This window comes from Oryzobacter telluris, assembly GCF_043099285.1.
In the GTDB taxonomy this organism is placed as follows: domain Bacteria; phylum Actinomycetota; class Actinomycetes; order Actinomycetales; family Dermatophilaceae; genus Oryzobacter; species Oryzobacter telluris.
This window is the reverse complement of record NZ_CP170723.1, coordinates 1,752,872-1,767,219: the sequence shown is the minus strand read 5'-3', so window position 1 is coordinate 1,767,219 and position 14,348 is coordinate 1,752,872. Positions and strand designations below refer to the sequence as shown.

15 protein-coding genes are annotated in these 14,348 nt (G+C 73.1%); 5 read left to right on the top strand and 10 right to left on the bottom strand.

Annotated features, from left to right (window positions below; translation table 11 throughout):
• Window positions 1-14 precede the first annotated feature (14 nt).
• From ACFLFB_RS08010 to ACFLFB_RS08000, 3 genes are read right to left on the bottom strand one after another with little or no spacing between them, the layout of a single operon-like run.
• On the bottom strand, window positions 15-854 hold the full coding sequence (locus ACFLFB_RS08010) for a transglutaminase domain-containing protein (RefSeq protein ID WP_392545184.1): 840 nt from the start codon (window positions 852-854) through the stop codon (window positions 15-17).
• Entirely contained in the window at window positions 854-1,783 is a 930-nt protein-coding gene (locus ACFLFB_RS08005; RefSeq protein WP_392545183.1) for an alpha-E domain-containing protein, read from the bottom strand. Before ACFLFB_RS08005 ends, ACFLFB_RS08010 begins: the two co-directional genes overlap by 1 nt.
• A complete protein-coding gene (locus ACFLFB_RS08000) occupies window positions 1,777-3,324 on the bottom strand; it encodes a circularly permuted type 2 ATP-grasp protein (RefSeq protein ID WP_392545396.1) in 1,548 nt (515 codons plus the stop codon). Before ACFLFB_RS08000 ends, ACFLFB_RS08005 begins: the two co-directional genes overlap by 7 nt.
• Window positions 3,325-3,498: 174 nt before the next feature.
• On the opposite strand from ACFLFB_RS08000, the gene ACFLFB_RS07995 reads away from it, so the two are divergent.
• Both ACFLFB_RS07995 and ACFLFB_RS07990 read left to right on the top strand, forming a co-directional pair.
• The gene (locus ACFLFB_RS07995) at window positions 3,499-3,957 is read left to right on the top strand and encodes a GNAT family N-acetyltransferase (RefSeq protein ID WP_392545182.1); all 459 of its coding nucleotides are present in this window, start codon (window positions 3,499-3,501) and stop codon (window positions 3,955-3,957) included.
• A gap of 18 nt (window positions 3,958-3,975) precedes the next feature.
• A complete protein-coding gene (locus ACFLFB_RS07990; protein ID WP_392545181.1) occupies window positions 3,976-4,386 on the top strand; it encodes a YccF domain-containing protein in 411 nt (136 codons plus the stop codon).
• A 50-nt stretch (window positions 4,387-4,436) separates the two neighbouring features.
• Here the strand turns inward: ACFLFB_RS07990 and ACFLFB_RS07985 are convergent, their stop codons facing one another.
• Both ACFLFB_RS07985 and recA read right to left on the bottom strand, forming a co-directional pair.
• The gene (locus ACFLFB_RS07985; RefSeq protein ID WP_392545180.1) at window positions 4,437-5,144 is read right to left on the bottom strand and encodes a regulatory protein RecX; all 708 of its coding nucleotides are present in this window, start codon (window positions 5,142-5,144) and stop codon (window positions 4,437-4,439) included.
• Window positions 5,145-5,161: 17 nt separating this feature from the next.
• Window positions 5,162-6,223: a recombinase RecA gene (gene recA, locus ACFLFB_RS07980; RefSeq protein WP_392545179.1), complete on the bottom strand. Its 1,062-nt coding sequence runs from the start codon at window positions 6,221-6,223 to the stop codon at window positions 5,162-5,164.
• A 265-nt stretch (window positions 6,224-6,488) separates the two neighbouring features.
• On the opposite strand from recA, the gene ACFLFB_RS07975 reads away from it, so the two are divergent.
• Entirely contained in the window at window positions 6,489-8,258 is a 1,770-nt protein-coding gene (locus ACFLFB_RS07975) for a SulP family inorganic anion transporter (protein ID WP_392545178.1), read from the top strand.
• Window positions 8,259-8,283: 25 nt separating this feature from the next.
• Here ACFLFB_RS07975 and ACFLFB_RS07970 read toward each other — a convergent pair whose 3' ends face one another.
• The 5 genes from ACFLFB_RS07970 to ACFLFB_RS07950 all read right to left on the bottom strand — a co-directional run bounded on the left by ACFLFB_RS07970 (window position 8,284) and on the right by ACFLFB_RS07950 (window position 12,204).
• Window positions 8,284-9,231, bottom strand: coding sequence for a homocysteine S-methyltransferase family protein (locus ACFLFB_RS07970; protein ID WP_392545177.1), 948 nt, complete (start codon window positions 9,229-9,231; stop codon window positions 8,284-8,286).
• 61 nt (window positions 9,232-9,292) lie between these two features.
• Window positions 9,293-10,111, bottom strand: coding sequence for an ABC transporter permease (locus tag ACFLFB_RS07965; protein WP_392545176.1), 819 nt, complete (start codon window positions 10,109-10,111; stop codon window positions 9,293-9,295).
• Window positions 10,108-10,956 (bottom strand): ABC transporter permease, encoded by an 849-nt coding sequence (locus ACFLFB_RS07960; protein ID WP_392545175.1) that lies wholly within the window; start codon window positions 10,954-10,956, stop codon window positions 10,108-10,110. Before ACFLFB_RS07960 ends, ACFLFB_RS07965 begins: the two co-directional genes overlap by 4 nt.
• A complete protein-coding gene (locus ACFLFB_RS07955; protein WP_392545174.1) occupies window positions 10,956-11,885 on the bottom strand; it encodes an ABC transporter ATP-binding protein in 930 nt (309 codons plus the stop codon). The genes ACFLFB_RS07960 and ACFLFB_RS07955 overlap by 1 nt, the downstream gene beginning before the upstream one ends.
• A gap of 97 nt (window positions 11,886-11,982) precedes the next feature.
• On the bottom strand, window positions 11,983-12,204 hold the full coding sequence (locus ACFLFB_RS07950; RefSeq protein WP_392545173.1) for a DUF3046 domain-containing protein: 222 nt from the start codon (window positions 12,202-12,204) through the stop codon (window positions 11,983-11,985).
• A gap of 60 nt (window positions 12,205-12,264) precedes the next feature.
• On the opposite strand from ACFLFB_RS07950, the gene ACFLFB_RS07945 reads away from it, so the two are divergent.
• Together ACFLFB_RS07945 and ACFLFB_RS07940 are read left to right on the top strand one after the other, a co-directional pair.
• Window positions 12,265-13,233, top strand: a complete 969-nt coding sequence (locus tag ACFLFB_RS07945) for a nitrilase-related carbon-nitrogen hydrolase (RefSeq protein WP_392545172.1) — start codon at window positions 12,265-12,267, stop codon at window positions 13,231-13,233.
• 3 nt (window positions 13,234-13,236) lie between these two features.
• Entirely contained in the window at window positions 13,237-14,298 is a 1,062-nt protein-coding gene (locus ACFLFB_RS07940; protein WP_392545171.1) for an agmatine/peptidylarginine deiminase, read from the top strand.
• Window positions 14,299-14,348 lie beyond the last annotated feature (50 nt).

The following is a 14,348-nucleotide window of genomic DNA, read 5'->3' as shown; positions in this document are numbered from 1 at the left end:
CGGGAATCCTCGGGTCAGGCCAGCCGGGTGATGGCGACGCCCACCTCGAGCGTGGCCACGGCCCGGCCCGAGTAGATCCCCTTGAACGGCGGGACGTCCTCGTAGTCGCGGCCGCGGGCGACGACGACGTGGTCGGTGGACACCTCCGTGCCGTTGGTGGGGTCCACCGCCACCCAGCCGTCGTCCCAGAACTCGACCCAGGCGTGGCTCTCGCCGGTGGAGGTCTCCCCCACCGCCGCGTCGCGCTTGGGCACGAGGTACCCCGACACGTACCGGGCCGGGACCCCCAGGCTGCGCAGGGCGCCGATGGTGATGTGCGCGAAGTCCTGGCAGACGCCGGCGCGCTCGGTCCACGCGTCCTCGCCGCGGCTGTGCACGCCGGTGACCCCGCGCTGGTAGCGCATCTCGGCCCGGACCTGTCGGGCCAGCTCGGTCGCGGCCTCGTGCGGGGTGGACATCCCGCGCACGGCGTGGGCGAGCTCGGCGATGCCGGCGCCGGGCCGGGTGCGGGCCGAGAGCATCAGCCACTCGTAGCTGCGGTCCTGGACGGCGGGGTTGCGCACCGCGCTCCAGTCGAGCGACGGCTCGTGGGGCTCCACCGGGGTGCGCTCGACGGTGGAGATGGCCTCGATGTCCAGCTGGGAGTGCGAGGCGAGGCTCTCCATCGCCATGACGTGGGTGCCCCAGTGGTCGCGGTAGACGTGGCTCCACGTCATCGGCCGGATCCGGATGCGGTTCTCCAGCGTCGTCTGGCCGGCCTCGTTCGGCGGCGTCATCCGCAGCTCGTTGTGGGCGGCCCGCACGGCACTGTCGTAGGTGAGCGACGTCGTGTGGACGATGCGGTACCGGCGCATCACAGCACCCCGTCCTTGGTCCACGTCGTCAGCGGTCCCGACTGGAAGTAGCGCCCCGCGATGGCGAGGGAGCTCGCCATCACGGCGGCCTGCACCCGCAGCATCTGGGCCGGCAGGTCGTTGATGACGTCTGCGGTGGACCGGAACTCCAGCGAGGTGCGGATGCGACCGAGCTGGCGGCGGGCCTCGTCGGACACCCCGATCCGCTCGTCCGGAGCCGGCGACAGGGCGGCGAGCCGTCGCTCGGCCTCGGACAGGGCGAAGAACACCGAGCGGGGGAACTCGCGGTCCAGGACGAGGAAGGCCGCGGCGGCGTCGTCGCTGAGCAGGCCGCGCTGGCTGCGCATGAACGCCTGTTGCGCACCGCAGCTGGAGAGCACCACCGACCACGGGGCGCCACCGCGCGGCATCGCCCCGGTGGCCACGAGGCGGGCCGTCATGTCGGCGCGTTCGAGGCTGCGACCGAGGACGAGGAAGTCCCAGGCCTCGTCGTGGCGCATCGTCGAGTCGGCGATGCCGGAGATGAGGGCCGCGCGCTCGCGGGCCCACGACAGGTGGCGCTCGGTGGCGACGGTGCGGCCGAACCCGTTCCAGCGGTGCCAGGTGGTGTTGATGCCCTCCCAGAGCTCGGTGGAGAGGGTCTCGCGGGCGCGGCGGGCGTTCTCGCGGGCCGCGAACCAGGCGCCGGTGATCGAGCCGGCGTTGGCGCGGTCGAAGACGAGGGCGGTGCTGACCTCGGAGAAGGTCGCCTCGCCGTCCCACGGCAGGCCCATGATCACCGAGAGCACGGTGTTGGACGCGAGGGTCTCGTCGGCGCCGGGGTCCTCGAGCAGCTGCAGGCGCAGCACGTCGACGATGCGGGCGGTGCCGTCGGCGCGCTCGGTGTAGCGGCCGATCCAGAACAGCGACTCGGCGATGCGGCTCAGCACGTCCGGCCCCCCGCAGCGCGCCTCGTGGCCTGCTGCTGCTGTTGCTGCTGCTCGCGCATGCTGTCCTCGTGGGAGGCCGTGGGGGCGCTCATGACGACCACCTCGCGGTTGTCGGGGAGGCGGCTCGGGGCGTTCGGCGAGGGCCGGCGGTCGGAGAGCACCCAGGTGTCCTTGCTGCCACCGCCCTGGCTGGAGTTGACGACGAGCTCGCCCTCGGGGAGCGCGACGCGGGTGAGGCCGCCGGGCAGCACCCGCACGCGCTCGCCGTCGTTGACCGCGAACGGGCGCAGGTCGACGTGGCGCGGGGCGAGGTGGCCGTCGATGAAGGTCGGCACCGTGGAGAGCTGGACGACCGGCTGGGCGATCCAGCCGCGCGGGTCGGCCGAGAGCTGGCCGCGCAGGCGTTCGAGGGTCGCGGCATCCGCCTTGGGCCCGACGACCAGGCCCTTGCCCCCGGACCCGTCGACCGGCTTGACGACCATCTCGTGCAGGTGGTCCAGGACGTGCTCCAGGACGCCCGGCTCCTCACACCGGTAGGTGTCGACGTTGCCCAGGATCGGGTCCTCGTCGAGGTAGAACCGGATGAGCTCGGGCAGGTAGGAGTAGATGAGCTTGTCGTCGGCGACCCCGTTGCCGACAGCGTTGGCCACGGTGACGCGGCCGCTGCGCATCGCCGACACGAGCCCCGCCACGCCGAGGACGGAGTCGCCGTGGAAGTGCACCGGGTCGAGGAACTCGTCGTCGATGCGGCGGTAGATGACGTCGACCGGCTTGTCGCCGGTCGTCGTCCGCATCCGGACCTGGCCCCCCACACAGACGAGGTCGCGGCCCTCGACGAGCTCGACGCCCATCATCCGGGCGAGGAGGGCGTGCTCGAAGTACGCCGAGTTGAAGACGCCGGGGGTGAGGACGACGACGGTCGGGTCGCTCGCGCCGTCGGGGGCCGCGGCGCGCAGGGCGGCGAGCAGCATCCGGGGGTAGTCGTGCACCGGGCGGATCCGCATCGTCGCGAACGCCTCGGGGAAGACGTTGGCCATGGCCCGGCGGTTGGCGATGACGTAGCTGACTCCCGACGGGACCCGGACGTTGTCCTCGAGGACGCGGAAGGTCCCGTCCTCGTCGCGGATGAGGTCGACGCCGGCCACGTGCACGCGCACGCCGTTGCTCGGCCGGATGCCCATGACCGCGCGGTGGTAGTGCGTGCTGCTCGCGATGAGCCGCCACGGGATGATCCCCTCGTGCACGGCGCGCGGGATCTCACCCTCGCGGGAGTAGATGTCGTCGAGGAAGGACTCCAGCGCCGTGACCCGCTGGACGACACCGGACTCGATGACCTGCCACTCGTGCGCCGAGATGACGCGCGGCACGGCGTCGAGCGGGAAGGGGCGCTCCTCGCCGGCGTAGTCGAAGGTGACGCCCTGGTCGAGGTAGGAGCGGGCGAGGGTGTCGGCGCGCTCCTTGAGCGTCTGGCCGGTCATGGCGCGCAGGGTGTGGAACACCGGCTTGTAGGCCGTGCGGGGTGCGCCGGGTTCGGAGAGCATCTCGTCCCAGGCCGCTCCGAGCGTGTACTCGTCGAAGAGGCTGCTGCCCGCGTCGGCTCCCTGCTCGCTCACGTGACGAACCTATGGCCACCGCGTGAACCTGTCATCACGACCGTGTCACCCCCGTGTTTCGGGGCTCCGGTGTCCGAGGGCTGGACGTCCTAGGGTGGGTGCGTGGACGAGCCGGGACGTCAGGTGTCGCTGCGGCCGGTGGACGCCGCGAGCTGGCGCGACGTCGCGCGGCTCACCGTGGCACCCGGCCAGGAGCGGTTCGTGGCGGCACCCGCCTACTACCTCGCACTGTGTGCGTACGACGGTGTCTGGCAACCCCTGTCGGTGCACGACGACACGGGCGCGGTGGTCGGGTTCCTCATGTGGGCGACCGACCCCGAGGACGGCAGCTGCTGGCTCGGCGGGGTCCTCGTCGACGACGCGCACCAGGGTCGCGGGCTCGGGCGCGCTGCCGTCGTCGCGACGCTGGGGATGCTGCGCGAGCGCGCCGGCGCCGCGGGGTTCGCGCTGGCGTACCACCCGGACAACACCGTGGCGAAGGGTCTCTACGCGAGCCTGGGCTTCGTCGAGACCGGCGAGGTCGACGACGACGAGGTCGTCGCCCGGCTCCGGACTCACTGAACTCCAGGAAGGACTCCCGTGCGGACCCTGCTCAACCTCGTCTGGCTCGTCTTCGGCGGCTTCTGGCTGGCGCTGGGATACGCGTTCGCCGGAGTCATCTTCTGCGTGCTCATCGTGACGATCCCGCTGGGGGTGGCCTCGTTCCGGATGGCGACCTACGCGCTGTGGCCGTTCGGCCGCGCCGTGGTGCGCCAGCCGGGGGCCGGCGCCGGGTCGGTATTGCTCAACGTCGTGTGGGTGCTCCTGGCCGGGTGGTGGCTGGCCCTCGGGCACGTGGTGACGGCGGTGGCGCAGGCGATCACCATCATCGGCATCCCGCTGGCCGTCGCGAACCTCAAGCTCCTGCCGGTCTCCCTGTTCCCCTACGGCAAGCGGATCGTGCCGGCCGACTCCCTCGCCCCCGGCGACCGGCCCCTGCACTCGATCTGACACCAGCCGGTCGCGGCGCACCGCGGCCGGCGCCCCCCACGGCTGCCACCTCAGTCGCGCTGGTGCTCCGGGGCCTCGCGGACGGCCTCGCGCACGATGCGCATCGCGAGCTCGGAGCCGTAGCCCTTGCGCGCGAGCATCCCGGCGAGGCGGCGGGTCTGGACCACGGGCTCGAGCCCGTGCATGGTGCGCATCTTCTTCGCGACGAGCTGGCGGGCGCGGTCCTCCTCGTCGGCGGGGTCGACCTCGTCGAGGGCGGCCCGGGCCGTCTCGTCGTCGACGCCCTTGCGCCGCAGCTCCTGGGCCAGCGCCCGGCGGGCCAGCCCGCGCCCGGCCTGCTGGGAGCGTACGAGCATGCCGGCGTAGGCCTCGTCGTCGACGAGGCCGACCTCCTCCATCCGGTCCAGGACCGCCGTGGCGACGTCGTCGGGGCACTCCTTGCGGCGCAGCACCTGCGCGAGCTGGGAGCGCGACCGCGGCGCCGCGGTCAGCTGGCGCAGGACGATCTGGCGGGCCCAGTCGTGCGGGTCGACGGCCTCACCGCGGGTGCGCGGGTCGGCCTCGGGGTCGGGCGGCACGCTCTCGCCCCGACCACGACCTCGGCCGCCACGACGTCGTCGGCCGCCGTCGCCCCCTGACGGCCGGCCGTCCCCGGACGCGTCGTCGCTCCCGGCCCACACCAGCGGCGTCGGAGCCTCGACGCCCGACGACCCCGCCGCCCAGTCGGGCGGCGGGGTCGTCGGGTCAGCGAACGGCATGGAAGCGAGCGGTCGGCTCAGAAGTCGACCGGGACCTCGGGCACGACGACCGCGTCGACCCGCGGCTGGCCGATGCCCAACTTGACCTTGATGTTCTTCTCCAGCTCGTCGGCGAGCTCGGGGTTGTCCTTGAGGAAGGCGCGCGCGTTCTCCTTGCCCTGCCCCAGCTGGTCGCCGTCCATCGTGTACCAGGCGCCGGCCTTGCGCACGAAGCCCTGCTCGACGCCCATGTCGATGAGGCCGCCCTCGCGGGAGATGCCCTGGCCGTAGAGGATGTCGAACTCGGCCTGCTTGAACGGCGGGCTCACCTTGTTCTTCACGACCTTGCAGCGGGTGCGGTTGCCGACCGCGTCGGTGCCGTCCTTGAGGGTCTCGATGCGGCGCACGTCGAGGCGCACGGAGGCGTAGAACTTCAGCGCCTTGCCACCGGTGGTGGTCTCGGGCGAGCCGAACATCACGCCGATCTTCTCGCGCAGCTGGTTGATGAAGATGGCCGTGGTGCCGGTGGTGTTGAGGGCGCCGGTGATCTTGCGCAGCGCCTGCGACATGAGGCGGGCCTGGAGCCCGACGTGGCTGTCGCCCATCTCGCCCTCGATCTCGGCACGGGGCACGAGCGCGGCCACGGAGTCGATGACGATGATGTCGAGGGCGCCGGAGCGGATGAGCATGTCGGCGATCTCGAGCGCCTGCTCCCCCGTGTCGGGCTGGGAGACGAGGAGCGCGTCGGTGTCGACACCGAGCGCCTTGGCGTACTCGGGGTCGAGCGCGTGCTCGGCGTCGATGAACGCGGCGATGCCACCGGCCTTCTGCGCGTTGGCGACGGCGTGCAGGGCGACGGTCGTCTTGCCCGAGCTCTCCGGGCCGTAGATCTCGACGACGCGGCCCCGGGGCAGCCCACCGATGCCGAGGGCGATGTCGAGGGCGATCGACCCGGTCGGGATGACCTCGATCGGCGGCCGCACGTCGTCACCGAGGCGCATGACGGCGCCCTTGCCGTGCTGCTTCTCGATCTGGGCCATCACCGAGGAGAGGGCCTTGTCCTTCTCGCCACCGTTGGCCGCGGCCACCGGATTGGGCATCACTGCTCCGCGAGTACCAGCCATGTCACACCTGTTCCTTCTCGTCGTGCCTCGAACGCGTCCACCGGCGACCATCCCGCGCGGTCGGACTTCTCGCGTGGTCTGGTCAGACGCTAGGTGGCGGCACCGACAGCGGTCACGGGCTGCCGTCTGGCCTGTGGACGAGTGCGGTCGGGGGCGCCACCTGTGGACGACCGTAGCCGAACACGTGTTCGACGGGCCGGATTGACCCGCGACACGCCGACCGGTGTGGTCGAATCGCCCCGTGCCCACCGCCGACGGCCACGACCGGCCGCTCTCCACGCGCCGCCGCCTCACGCTCGCGCGGACCCTGCCGGGCCTGGGCACCCTGCGCCACTACGAGCGCCCGTGGCTGCGCGGCGACCTCCTGGCCGGGGTCACCGTGGCCGCGTACCTCGTCCCGCAGGTCATGGCCTACGCCCAGATCGCCGGCCTGCCGCCGGCCACCGGGCTGCTCGCGATCGTCGGCCCCACCCTCGTCTACGCCCTGCTCGGCTCCTCCCGCCAGCTCTCGGTCGGCCCCGAGTCGACGACCGCCCTGATGACCGCCACCGCCATCGCCGCGCTCGGTGTCAGCGGCCCCGACGAGTACGCCGCCCTGGCCGCGGCCCTCGCCGTCGTCACCGGCCTGCTCTGCGTCCTGGGCTGGGTCCTCGGGCTGGGGTTCCTCGCCGACCTGCTCTCCAAGCCGGTGCTCGTGGGCTACCTCGCCGGCGTGGCCGTCCTCATGGTCGTCAGCCAGCTCGACACCCTCACCGGAATCCCCGTCGGCGACGGCTCGCTCCCCGAGCAGGTCTGGGACGTGGTCCGCGGCGCCGGGCAGGTCCACGGCCCGACCCTCGCGCTCGGCGCCACCCTCCTCGTCCTGCTCCTGCTCGCCTCGCGCCGGTGGCCGCGCCTGCCGACCCCGCTGCTCGCCGTCCTCCTCGGCGCGGGCGCGGTGGTCGTCCTCGGCCTGCGGGCGCGCGGGGTCGAGACCGTCGGCGCCCTGCCCGAGACGCTCCCCCGGCTCACGCTGCCCGACCTCTCCCCCGGCTCGGTCCTGGCCATGCTCGGTCCCGCCCTGGGCATCGCGGTCGTCGCCTACTCCGACAACGTCCTCACCGCGCGGGCGTTCGGCGACCGCAAGGGCGACCGGGTCGACGCCGACCAGGAGTTCCTCGCCCTCGGCGCCGCCAACGTCGCCGGCGGGCTGCTCTCCGGGTTCCCCGTCAGCAGCAGCGGCAGCCGCACCGCCATCGGCGACTCGATGGGCAGCCGCACCCAGCTCGCCTCGCTCGTCACCCTCGCGACCGTCCTCGTCGCCGTCCTCGCGCTCGGCCCGGTCATCGCGGCGTTCCCGAAGGCGGCACTCGGCGCCCTCGTCGTCTACGCGGCGCTGCGGCTCGTCGACGTCGCCGAGATCCGCCGCGTCGCCCGCTTCCGCCGCAGCGAGCTGGTCCTCCTCGTCGCCACGACGCTGGGTGTGTTCGTCCTCGGCGCGCTCAACGGGATCCTGCTCGCCGTCGCGCTCTCCCTCGGCGACCTCCTGCGCCGCGTCGCCCGCCCCCACGACGGCGTCCTCGGCTACGTCCCCGGGGTGGCCGGGATGCACGACGTCGACGACTACCCGACGGCCCGGCAGGTGCCGGGCCTCGTCGTGTACCGGTACGACTCCCCGCTGTTCTTCGCCAACGCCGAGGACTTCCACCGCCGCGCCACCGCCGCCGTCGACCGGGCCCACGACGCGGTGGAGTGGCTCGTCCTCAACGCCGAGGCCGTGGTCGAGGTCGACCTCACCAGCCTCGACGCCCTCGACCGCCTGCGCCGCGAGATGGAGGCGCGGGGGGTCGTCCTCGCCCTCGCGCGCGTCAAGCAGGAGCTCCTCGACGACCTGCGCGCCGCGGGCCTCGTCGACGCCATCGGCACCGACCGGATCTTCCCGACCCTGCCCACCGCGGTCGAGGGCTACCTCGACTGGCACGCCGCACAGCACGGACGACCGCACCCGTTCCGCGCCCCCGGCACGCCCTGAGGCCTCGGCGGCGACGGTCAGGCGGTCAGGCGCCGACCGACTCCGGCACCCCCCACATCGAGGCGACGTGGCGCACGTCGGTGCCGCAGCACCCGCCGACGACCCGCAGCCGGGGCAGGAGGAGGGAGAGGTCGCCCTGGTCGTTCGCGAGCAGCTCGGGGTCGCCGTCGTCGAGGTCGTCGGCGGCGTCGAGCTCGGCGTGGCTGCGCGCGGAGGCGTTGACCCGCGTGCCGAGGACGCGCTCCTGCCACGCCCCGCCGTCGAGCCCCGCGCGCACGTGCGAGGGGTGGGCGCAGTTGACGAGGTAGTGCTCGGGTGGGGCGAGCGCGTCGACCTCCGCCACCGCCTGCGCGAGCGTCGACCCGTCGGGGAGCCTCCCGTCGGTCTCCACCGTGAACGACACGGCGACCGGCACGCCCGCGTCCCGGGCCGCGAGGACGACCCCGACGGCCTCCGCGGCGGTCGTCAGCGTGTACGCCACGACGAGGTCGACCCCGGACTCGGCGAAGGCGCTGATCGCCACCGCGTGGTAGTCGCGGGCCTCCTCGGGACGGGGCACCTCCCCCACGACGTAGCCGTCGCCGCGCGGCCCGAGCGTGCCGCTGACGATCACGGCGGGGACGTCGTCGGCGTACCGCCGGGCGAGGGAGCGGGCGAAGATGACCGAGTCGCGCGTGACCCGGGCGAGGTCGCGCGCCCCGTAGCCGACCCGCTGCGCCCAGTCGGGGTTGGCCCGCCACGTGGGGGTCTCGACGAGCAGCCCCGCCGACGCCGCCGCCGCGACCGCCGCGTACCCGTCGAAGTAGCTCGCGAGCAGCAGCCGACCGGTGTGGTCGTCGAGGAGGGGGAAGGCGGCGAACTCGGGGAGGTCGACCCCGTGGTGGAAGATCAGGTCGGTCTCGAGTCCACCGTCGGTGACGAACCCCGGCAGCTCCGGGTCGTGCAGCGCGAGGACCGTCCCACTGGTGCCCATGGCGTCATGGTCCTCCGGCCGCGCGCGACGTGTCGAGAGTCGTCCCGCGGGCTGTCGAAGGTCAGGTGAGCAGCAGCTTCGCGACCCGGCGCGAGGCCCCGACGACGCCGATGGCCGCGAGCGCGAGGAGCACCCCGGCGTGCACGAGGAGGTCCCACCCGACGTCGCCCAGCATGAGGTCCCGCACCAGCGTGACGCCGTGGTAGAGCGGGGTCGCCTCCACGAGCCAGCGCACCGACTCCGGGTACGTCGACAGCGGGAAGAAGGTGGCGGAGAACAGGAACATCGGCTGGACGACGAGGGTGATGTACTCGAAGTGCTGCCACGACGACATGTACGTCGTCGCGAACATCCCGATGGCGCTGAAGGCCAGCCCGATGAGGACCGCCGCCGGCAGCGCGAGCAGGGCCCACCACGAGTGCACCAGCCCGGCGGCCAGCGCCACGACGAGGAACATGGCCGAGTAGATGCTGCCGCGCAGCGTCGCCCAGGTGATCTCCCCGACCGCGATGTCGCGGGGGCCCACCGGCGTCGCGAGCATGGCGTCGTAGAGCTTCTGGTAGCGCAGCTTGAAGAAGACGTTGAAGGTGCTGTCGAAGATGGCGCCGTTCATCGCGGACGTCGCGAGCAGGGCCGGCGCCACGAACGCGGCGTACGACACCACCGAGCCGCGGTCGGTCGTGACGTCGCCGATGAGCGCGCCGAGGCCGATGCCGAGGGAGAACAGGTAGAACACCGGCTCGGCGAAGCCGCTGAGGAAGAGCGGCCAGGCGCGGCGGAACGCCGTGAAGTTGCGGTTGACGACGTAGCGGGCCAGCCCGGCGCCCATGGGGAAGGGCAGCGCCCGCGACGCCTTCGTCGCGGTGTCGAGGACGCTCACCGGCGCAGCCTCCTCGTGAAGCGGCCGGCGGCCAGCAGCCACCCGCCGACCAGCCACACCGCGAGGACGCCGAGGTGGACCAGCGCCGACCCGGGCGACCAGGTCCCCGTGGCCGCGTCGCGGCACAGCTCGACCCCGTGCCACAGCGGCGTGAGCCACGCGACCACCTGCAGGAGGGTCGGCATCGCGTCGATGGGGAAGAACACGCCGGAGAAGAGCATGAGGGGCGTCATGACGAACCGGTTGAGGACGCCGAAGCCGTTGTCGCTGTCGAGCGAGGCCGACAGGGCGAAGGTCGGGGTGGCGAAGGCCATCCCGGTGAGGGTCGCGATGGGGATCGCCGCGAGCGCCCACCACGAGGTGAAGGCCCCGAAGAGGGCGGCGACGCCGACGAAGATCAGCGTGCCGGTGAACAGGTGGAAGCCGACGACGAGGAGGTGCCCGCCGAGGACCTCGACCACCCGCAGGGGCGTCGCGAGCATCCCCGCGTACATCTCGTTCCACTTCAGGTAGCCCATGACCGTGTACGTCGACTCGCCGAACGCGAGCCACATCGCCTGCACCGCGACCAGGGCCGGGGCGGCGTACTGGAAGTACGGCATGCCCTCGATGCCCCCCGCGCCGCGGTCGACGAGGGTCCCGATGCCCAGCCCCATCGAGAGCATGAACATCAGCGGCGTGAGGAAGCGCCCGATGATCGAGCCCTTCCAGGTGCGCTTGTAGACGAGGAGGTGGTGGCCGGTCACGGCGACCATCCGCTCCAGGACGGACAGCTCGGGCCGCGGGCCCGGGGCGAGGCGGCCGCTCGCGACCGCGATCGTCGTGGGGCGGATCGGGGTCGACATCAGTCGACGAGGGTGCGGCCGGTGAGGAACAGGAAGACGTCCTCGAGGGTCGAGCGGCGCACGAGGGAGGACAGCGGCGCGACGCCGCGCGCGTGGACCTCGGCGAGCGCGGCGTCCCCGTCCTCGGTGTAGAGCAGGAGGCGGTCGGGCAGCACCTCGAGGCGCTTGCCGATGCCGTCGACGTCGCCGACCTGGCGCTCCTGCTCGTCGGTGTCGAAGCGCAGCTCGACGACCTCACGGGTGGAGTACGCGGTGATGAGCTCGCGGGGGCTGCCCTCGGCGACGATCCGGCCGTGGTCCATGACCACGAGCCGGTCGCACAGCTGCTCGGCCTCGTCCATGTAGTGCGTGGTGATGATGAGGGTGACGCCGGCGCGCTTGAGGCGGAACAGCCGGTCCCACAGGACGTGCCGCGCCTGCGGGTCCAGCCCGGTGGTCGGCTCGTCGAGGAGGAGCACCTCGGGGTTGTTCATGAGGGAGCGCGCGATGGTGAGGCGGCGCTTCATCCCGCCGGACAGCGGCTCGACCTTGTCGTGGCGGCGCTCGGTGAGCTGGGCGAAGTCGAGCAGCTCGTCGGCGCGCTCGCGGACCTCGGAGCGGGACAGGCCGAAGAAGCGGCCGTAGACCCAGAGGTTCTCCTCGACCGAGAGGTCCTCGTCGAGGATGTCCCGTTGCGGACACACCCCGAGCCGCGCCCGGATGGCCGCGCCGTCGACGGCGGGGTCCATCCCGAGGATCGACAGCTCTCCCTCGGTGACCGGCGAGACGCAGCCGACCATCCGCATCGTCGAGGACTTGCCGGCCCCGTTGGGGCCCAGGAAACCGAAGGCCTCACCACGGCGGACCTCGACGTCGATGCCGTCGACCGCGGTGAAGTCGCCGAAGCGCTTCGTCAGTCCGCGGGCGCGCAGCAGGACGTCGTCACTCACGACCGTGACGCTAGAGGATTTCCCGTTCAACCACACCTTGGGCGAAGTCCGGGTGTCCGGAAGGTGTCATCCGCCGGTCGATCCGCTGTGAGCGCTCTCAGCGGTGGCGCGGGTCGACGCGGATGTGGCGGCGTTCCTCGGGCACGTCCATGGCGGCGCACAGGGCCAGCCAGACCTGCCGCGGGGGGACCCCGGCCTCCAGGGCGTCCACCGCCGTGCGGCCCCCGACGTCGCCCATCACCTGGGAGCGGGCGAGCGACGCCGCGTAGGCGGGGCCGAACTCGTCGTCCATCCGGGACCAGAACTCCGACAGGCGCACGCCGGGGACGGTACACGCCGCCCTGGGGCACCCCGCCGCACGGGCGGCATACTGACCCCCATGCGCCTGATCACCGCCGCTGAGGTGCCCACCTCGCTCGCCCGCGTCCACGAGCCCACCGAGCCCCCCGTCCGCGTCGGGCTGGTGCAGCACGCCTGGGACGACGACCCCGACCGCCTGCGCGCCACGCTCCTCGACGGCATCCGCACCGCCGCCGACGCGGGGGCCGAGGTCGTCTTCCTCCCCGAGCTCACGCTGTCGCGCTACCCCGCCGACGCGCTGCCCTCCGGGCGCCCCGACACCACGGCCGAGTCGCTCGAGGACGGGCCGACCATGGCCTTCGCGCGCGAGGCCGCCGCGGCCGCCGGGGTCCACGTGCACGCGAGCCTGTACGAGAGGGCGCCGGCCACCGACGGCACCGACGACGGCCTCGGCTTCAACACCGCCGTGCTCGTCGCCCCCGACGGCACCCTCGTCGGGCGCACCCGCAAGACCCACATCCCCGTGACCGCCGGGTACTACGAGGACAAGTACTTCCGGCACGGCCCACCCCAGGACGCCTACCCCGTCTACGACGTCGAGGCGCTGCGGATGCGCGTCGGCCTCCCCACGTGCTGGGACGAGTGGTTCCCCGAGGTGGCGCGCGCCTACAGCCTCGGCGGCGCGCAGGTGCTCGTCTACCCCACGGCCATCGGCTCCGAGCCCGACCACCCCGACTTCGACACCCAGCCGCTGTGGGAGCACACGATCGTCGGCCACGCCATCGCCAGCGGGGTCTTCGTCGTCGTGCCCAACCGGTACGGGACCGAGGGGCTCATCACCTTCTACGGGTCCTCCTTCATCGCCGACCCGTACGGGCGGGTCCTCGTGCGGGCGCCGCGCGACGAGGCGGCGGTCCTCGTCGCCGACCTCGACCTCGCCCAGCGGCAGGACTGGCTCGACCTCTTCCCGTTCCTCGCCACCCGCCGCCCCGACACGTACGCCGCGCTCGCCGAGCCGGTGCGCGCCGAGCACCGTCGCGAGGACTGAGCCATGACCGCCGGCGCGTGGCGGATGCCGCCCGAGTGGGCCCCGCACGACCGCACCTGGATGGCGTGGCCCTCGGCGGGCTACACCCTCGGCGACACCGAGGACGAGGCGGACGTCGCACGCGGCACCTGGGCGGCCGTGGCCCGCGCGGTGGCCGGGTTCGAGCCGGTCGTCCTCGTCGCCGACCCCTCGGCCTCCGCGACCGCCCGCCACTGGGTGGGGCGCGGCGGGGCGACGGTGCACGGCATCGAGGTCGTGGAGGCGCCGCTCGACGACGCGTGGATGCGCGACATCGGTCCGACCTTCGTCGTGGGTGCCGACGGTCGCCTCGGGGCGGTCGACTGGGTGTTCAACGGCTGGGGCGCGCAGGCGTGGGCCTCGTGGGAGCACGACGCGCGGATCGGGACGTTCGTCGCGGACCGCGCGGGCGTGACCCGGATCGGCTCCGACCTCGTCAACGAGGGCGGCGGCATCCACGTCGACGGCCTGGGCACCGTGCTGCTCACCGAGACGGTGCAGCTCGACCCCGGACGCAACCCCGGGCTGACCCGCGCCGACGTCGAGGCCGAGCTGGCCCGCACCATCGGCGCCACCACGTGCCTCTGGCTGCCGCGCGGCCTCACCCGCGACTACGACGAGTTCGGCACCCGCGGGCACGTCGACATCGTCGCGACCTTCGCGTCCCCCGGCGTCGTGCTCCTGCACTGGCAGCAGGACCCCGCCCACCCCGACCACGAGGTGAGCCGCGAGCTCGAGGCGCTGCTCGCGTCCTCGCGCGACGCCCGTGGCGAGCCGCTCGAGGTCGTGCGCGTGCCCGCACCCAAGACGCTCGAGGACGACGAGGGCTGGGTCGACTGGTCCTACATCAACCACCTCGTCGTCAACGACGGCGTCGTCGCCTGCACCTACGAGGACCCCCAGGACGCCGACTCGCTCGCCGTCCTGGAGGCCGCGTACGACGGCCGCCGGGTCGTGGGTGTCGACGCGCGGCCGCTGTTCGACCGGGGCGGCGGCATCCACTGCATCACCCAGCAGCAGCCCCGCGTGACCGATCCTGCTCCGTAGCCTCGTCCGAACGGCCCCCCTGTCCCGGATGGGCCACGCGCGAGCGTGCG

Excerpts from the sequence above, each read along its gene's own strand:
- ACFLFB_RS08010 (WP_392545184.1), bottom strand. The coding sequence starts at position 854 with ATGCGCCGGTACCGCATCGTCCACACGACGTCGCTCACCTACGACAGT.
- ACFLFB_RS08000 (WP_392545396.1), bottom strand. The coding sequence starts at position 3,324 with ATGCTCTCCGAACCCGGCGCACCCCGCACGGCCTACAAGCCGGTGTTC.
- ACFLFB_RS07985 (WP_392545180.1), bottom strand. The coding sequence starts at position 5,144 with ATGCCGTTCGCTGACCCGACGACCCCGCCGCCCGACTGGGCGGCGGGG.
- recA (WP_392545179.1), bottom strand. The coding sequence starts at position 6,223 with ATGCCCAATCCGGTGGCCGCGGCCAACGGTGGCGAGAAGGACAAGGCC.
- ACFLFB_RS07970 (WP_392545177.1), bottom strand. The coding sequence starts at position 9,231 with ATGGGCACCAGTGGGACGGTCCTCGCGCTGCACGACCCGGAGCTGCCG.
- ACFLFB_RS07960 (WP_392545175.1), bottom strand. The coding sequence starts at position 10,956 with ATGTCGACCCCGATCCGCCCCACGACGATCGCGGTCGCGAGCGGCCGC.
- ACFLFB_RS07945 (WP_392545172.1), top strand. The coding sequence starts at position 12,265 with ATGCGCCTGATCACCGCCGCTGAGGTGCCCACCTCGCTCGCCCGCGTC.
- ACFLFB_RS07940 (WP_392545171.1), top strand. The coding sequence starts at position 13,237 with ATGACCGCCGGCGCGTGGCGGATGCCGCCCGAGTGGGCCCCGCACGAC.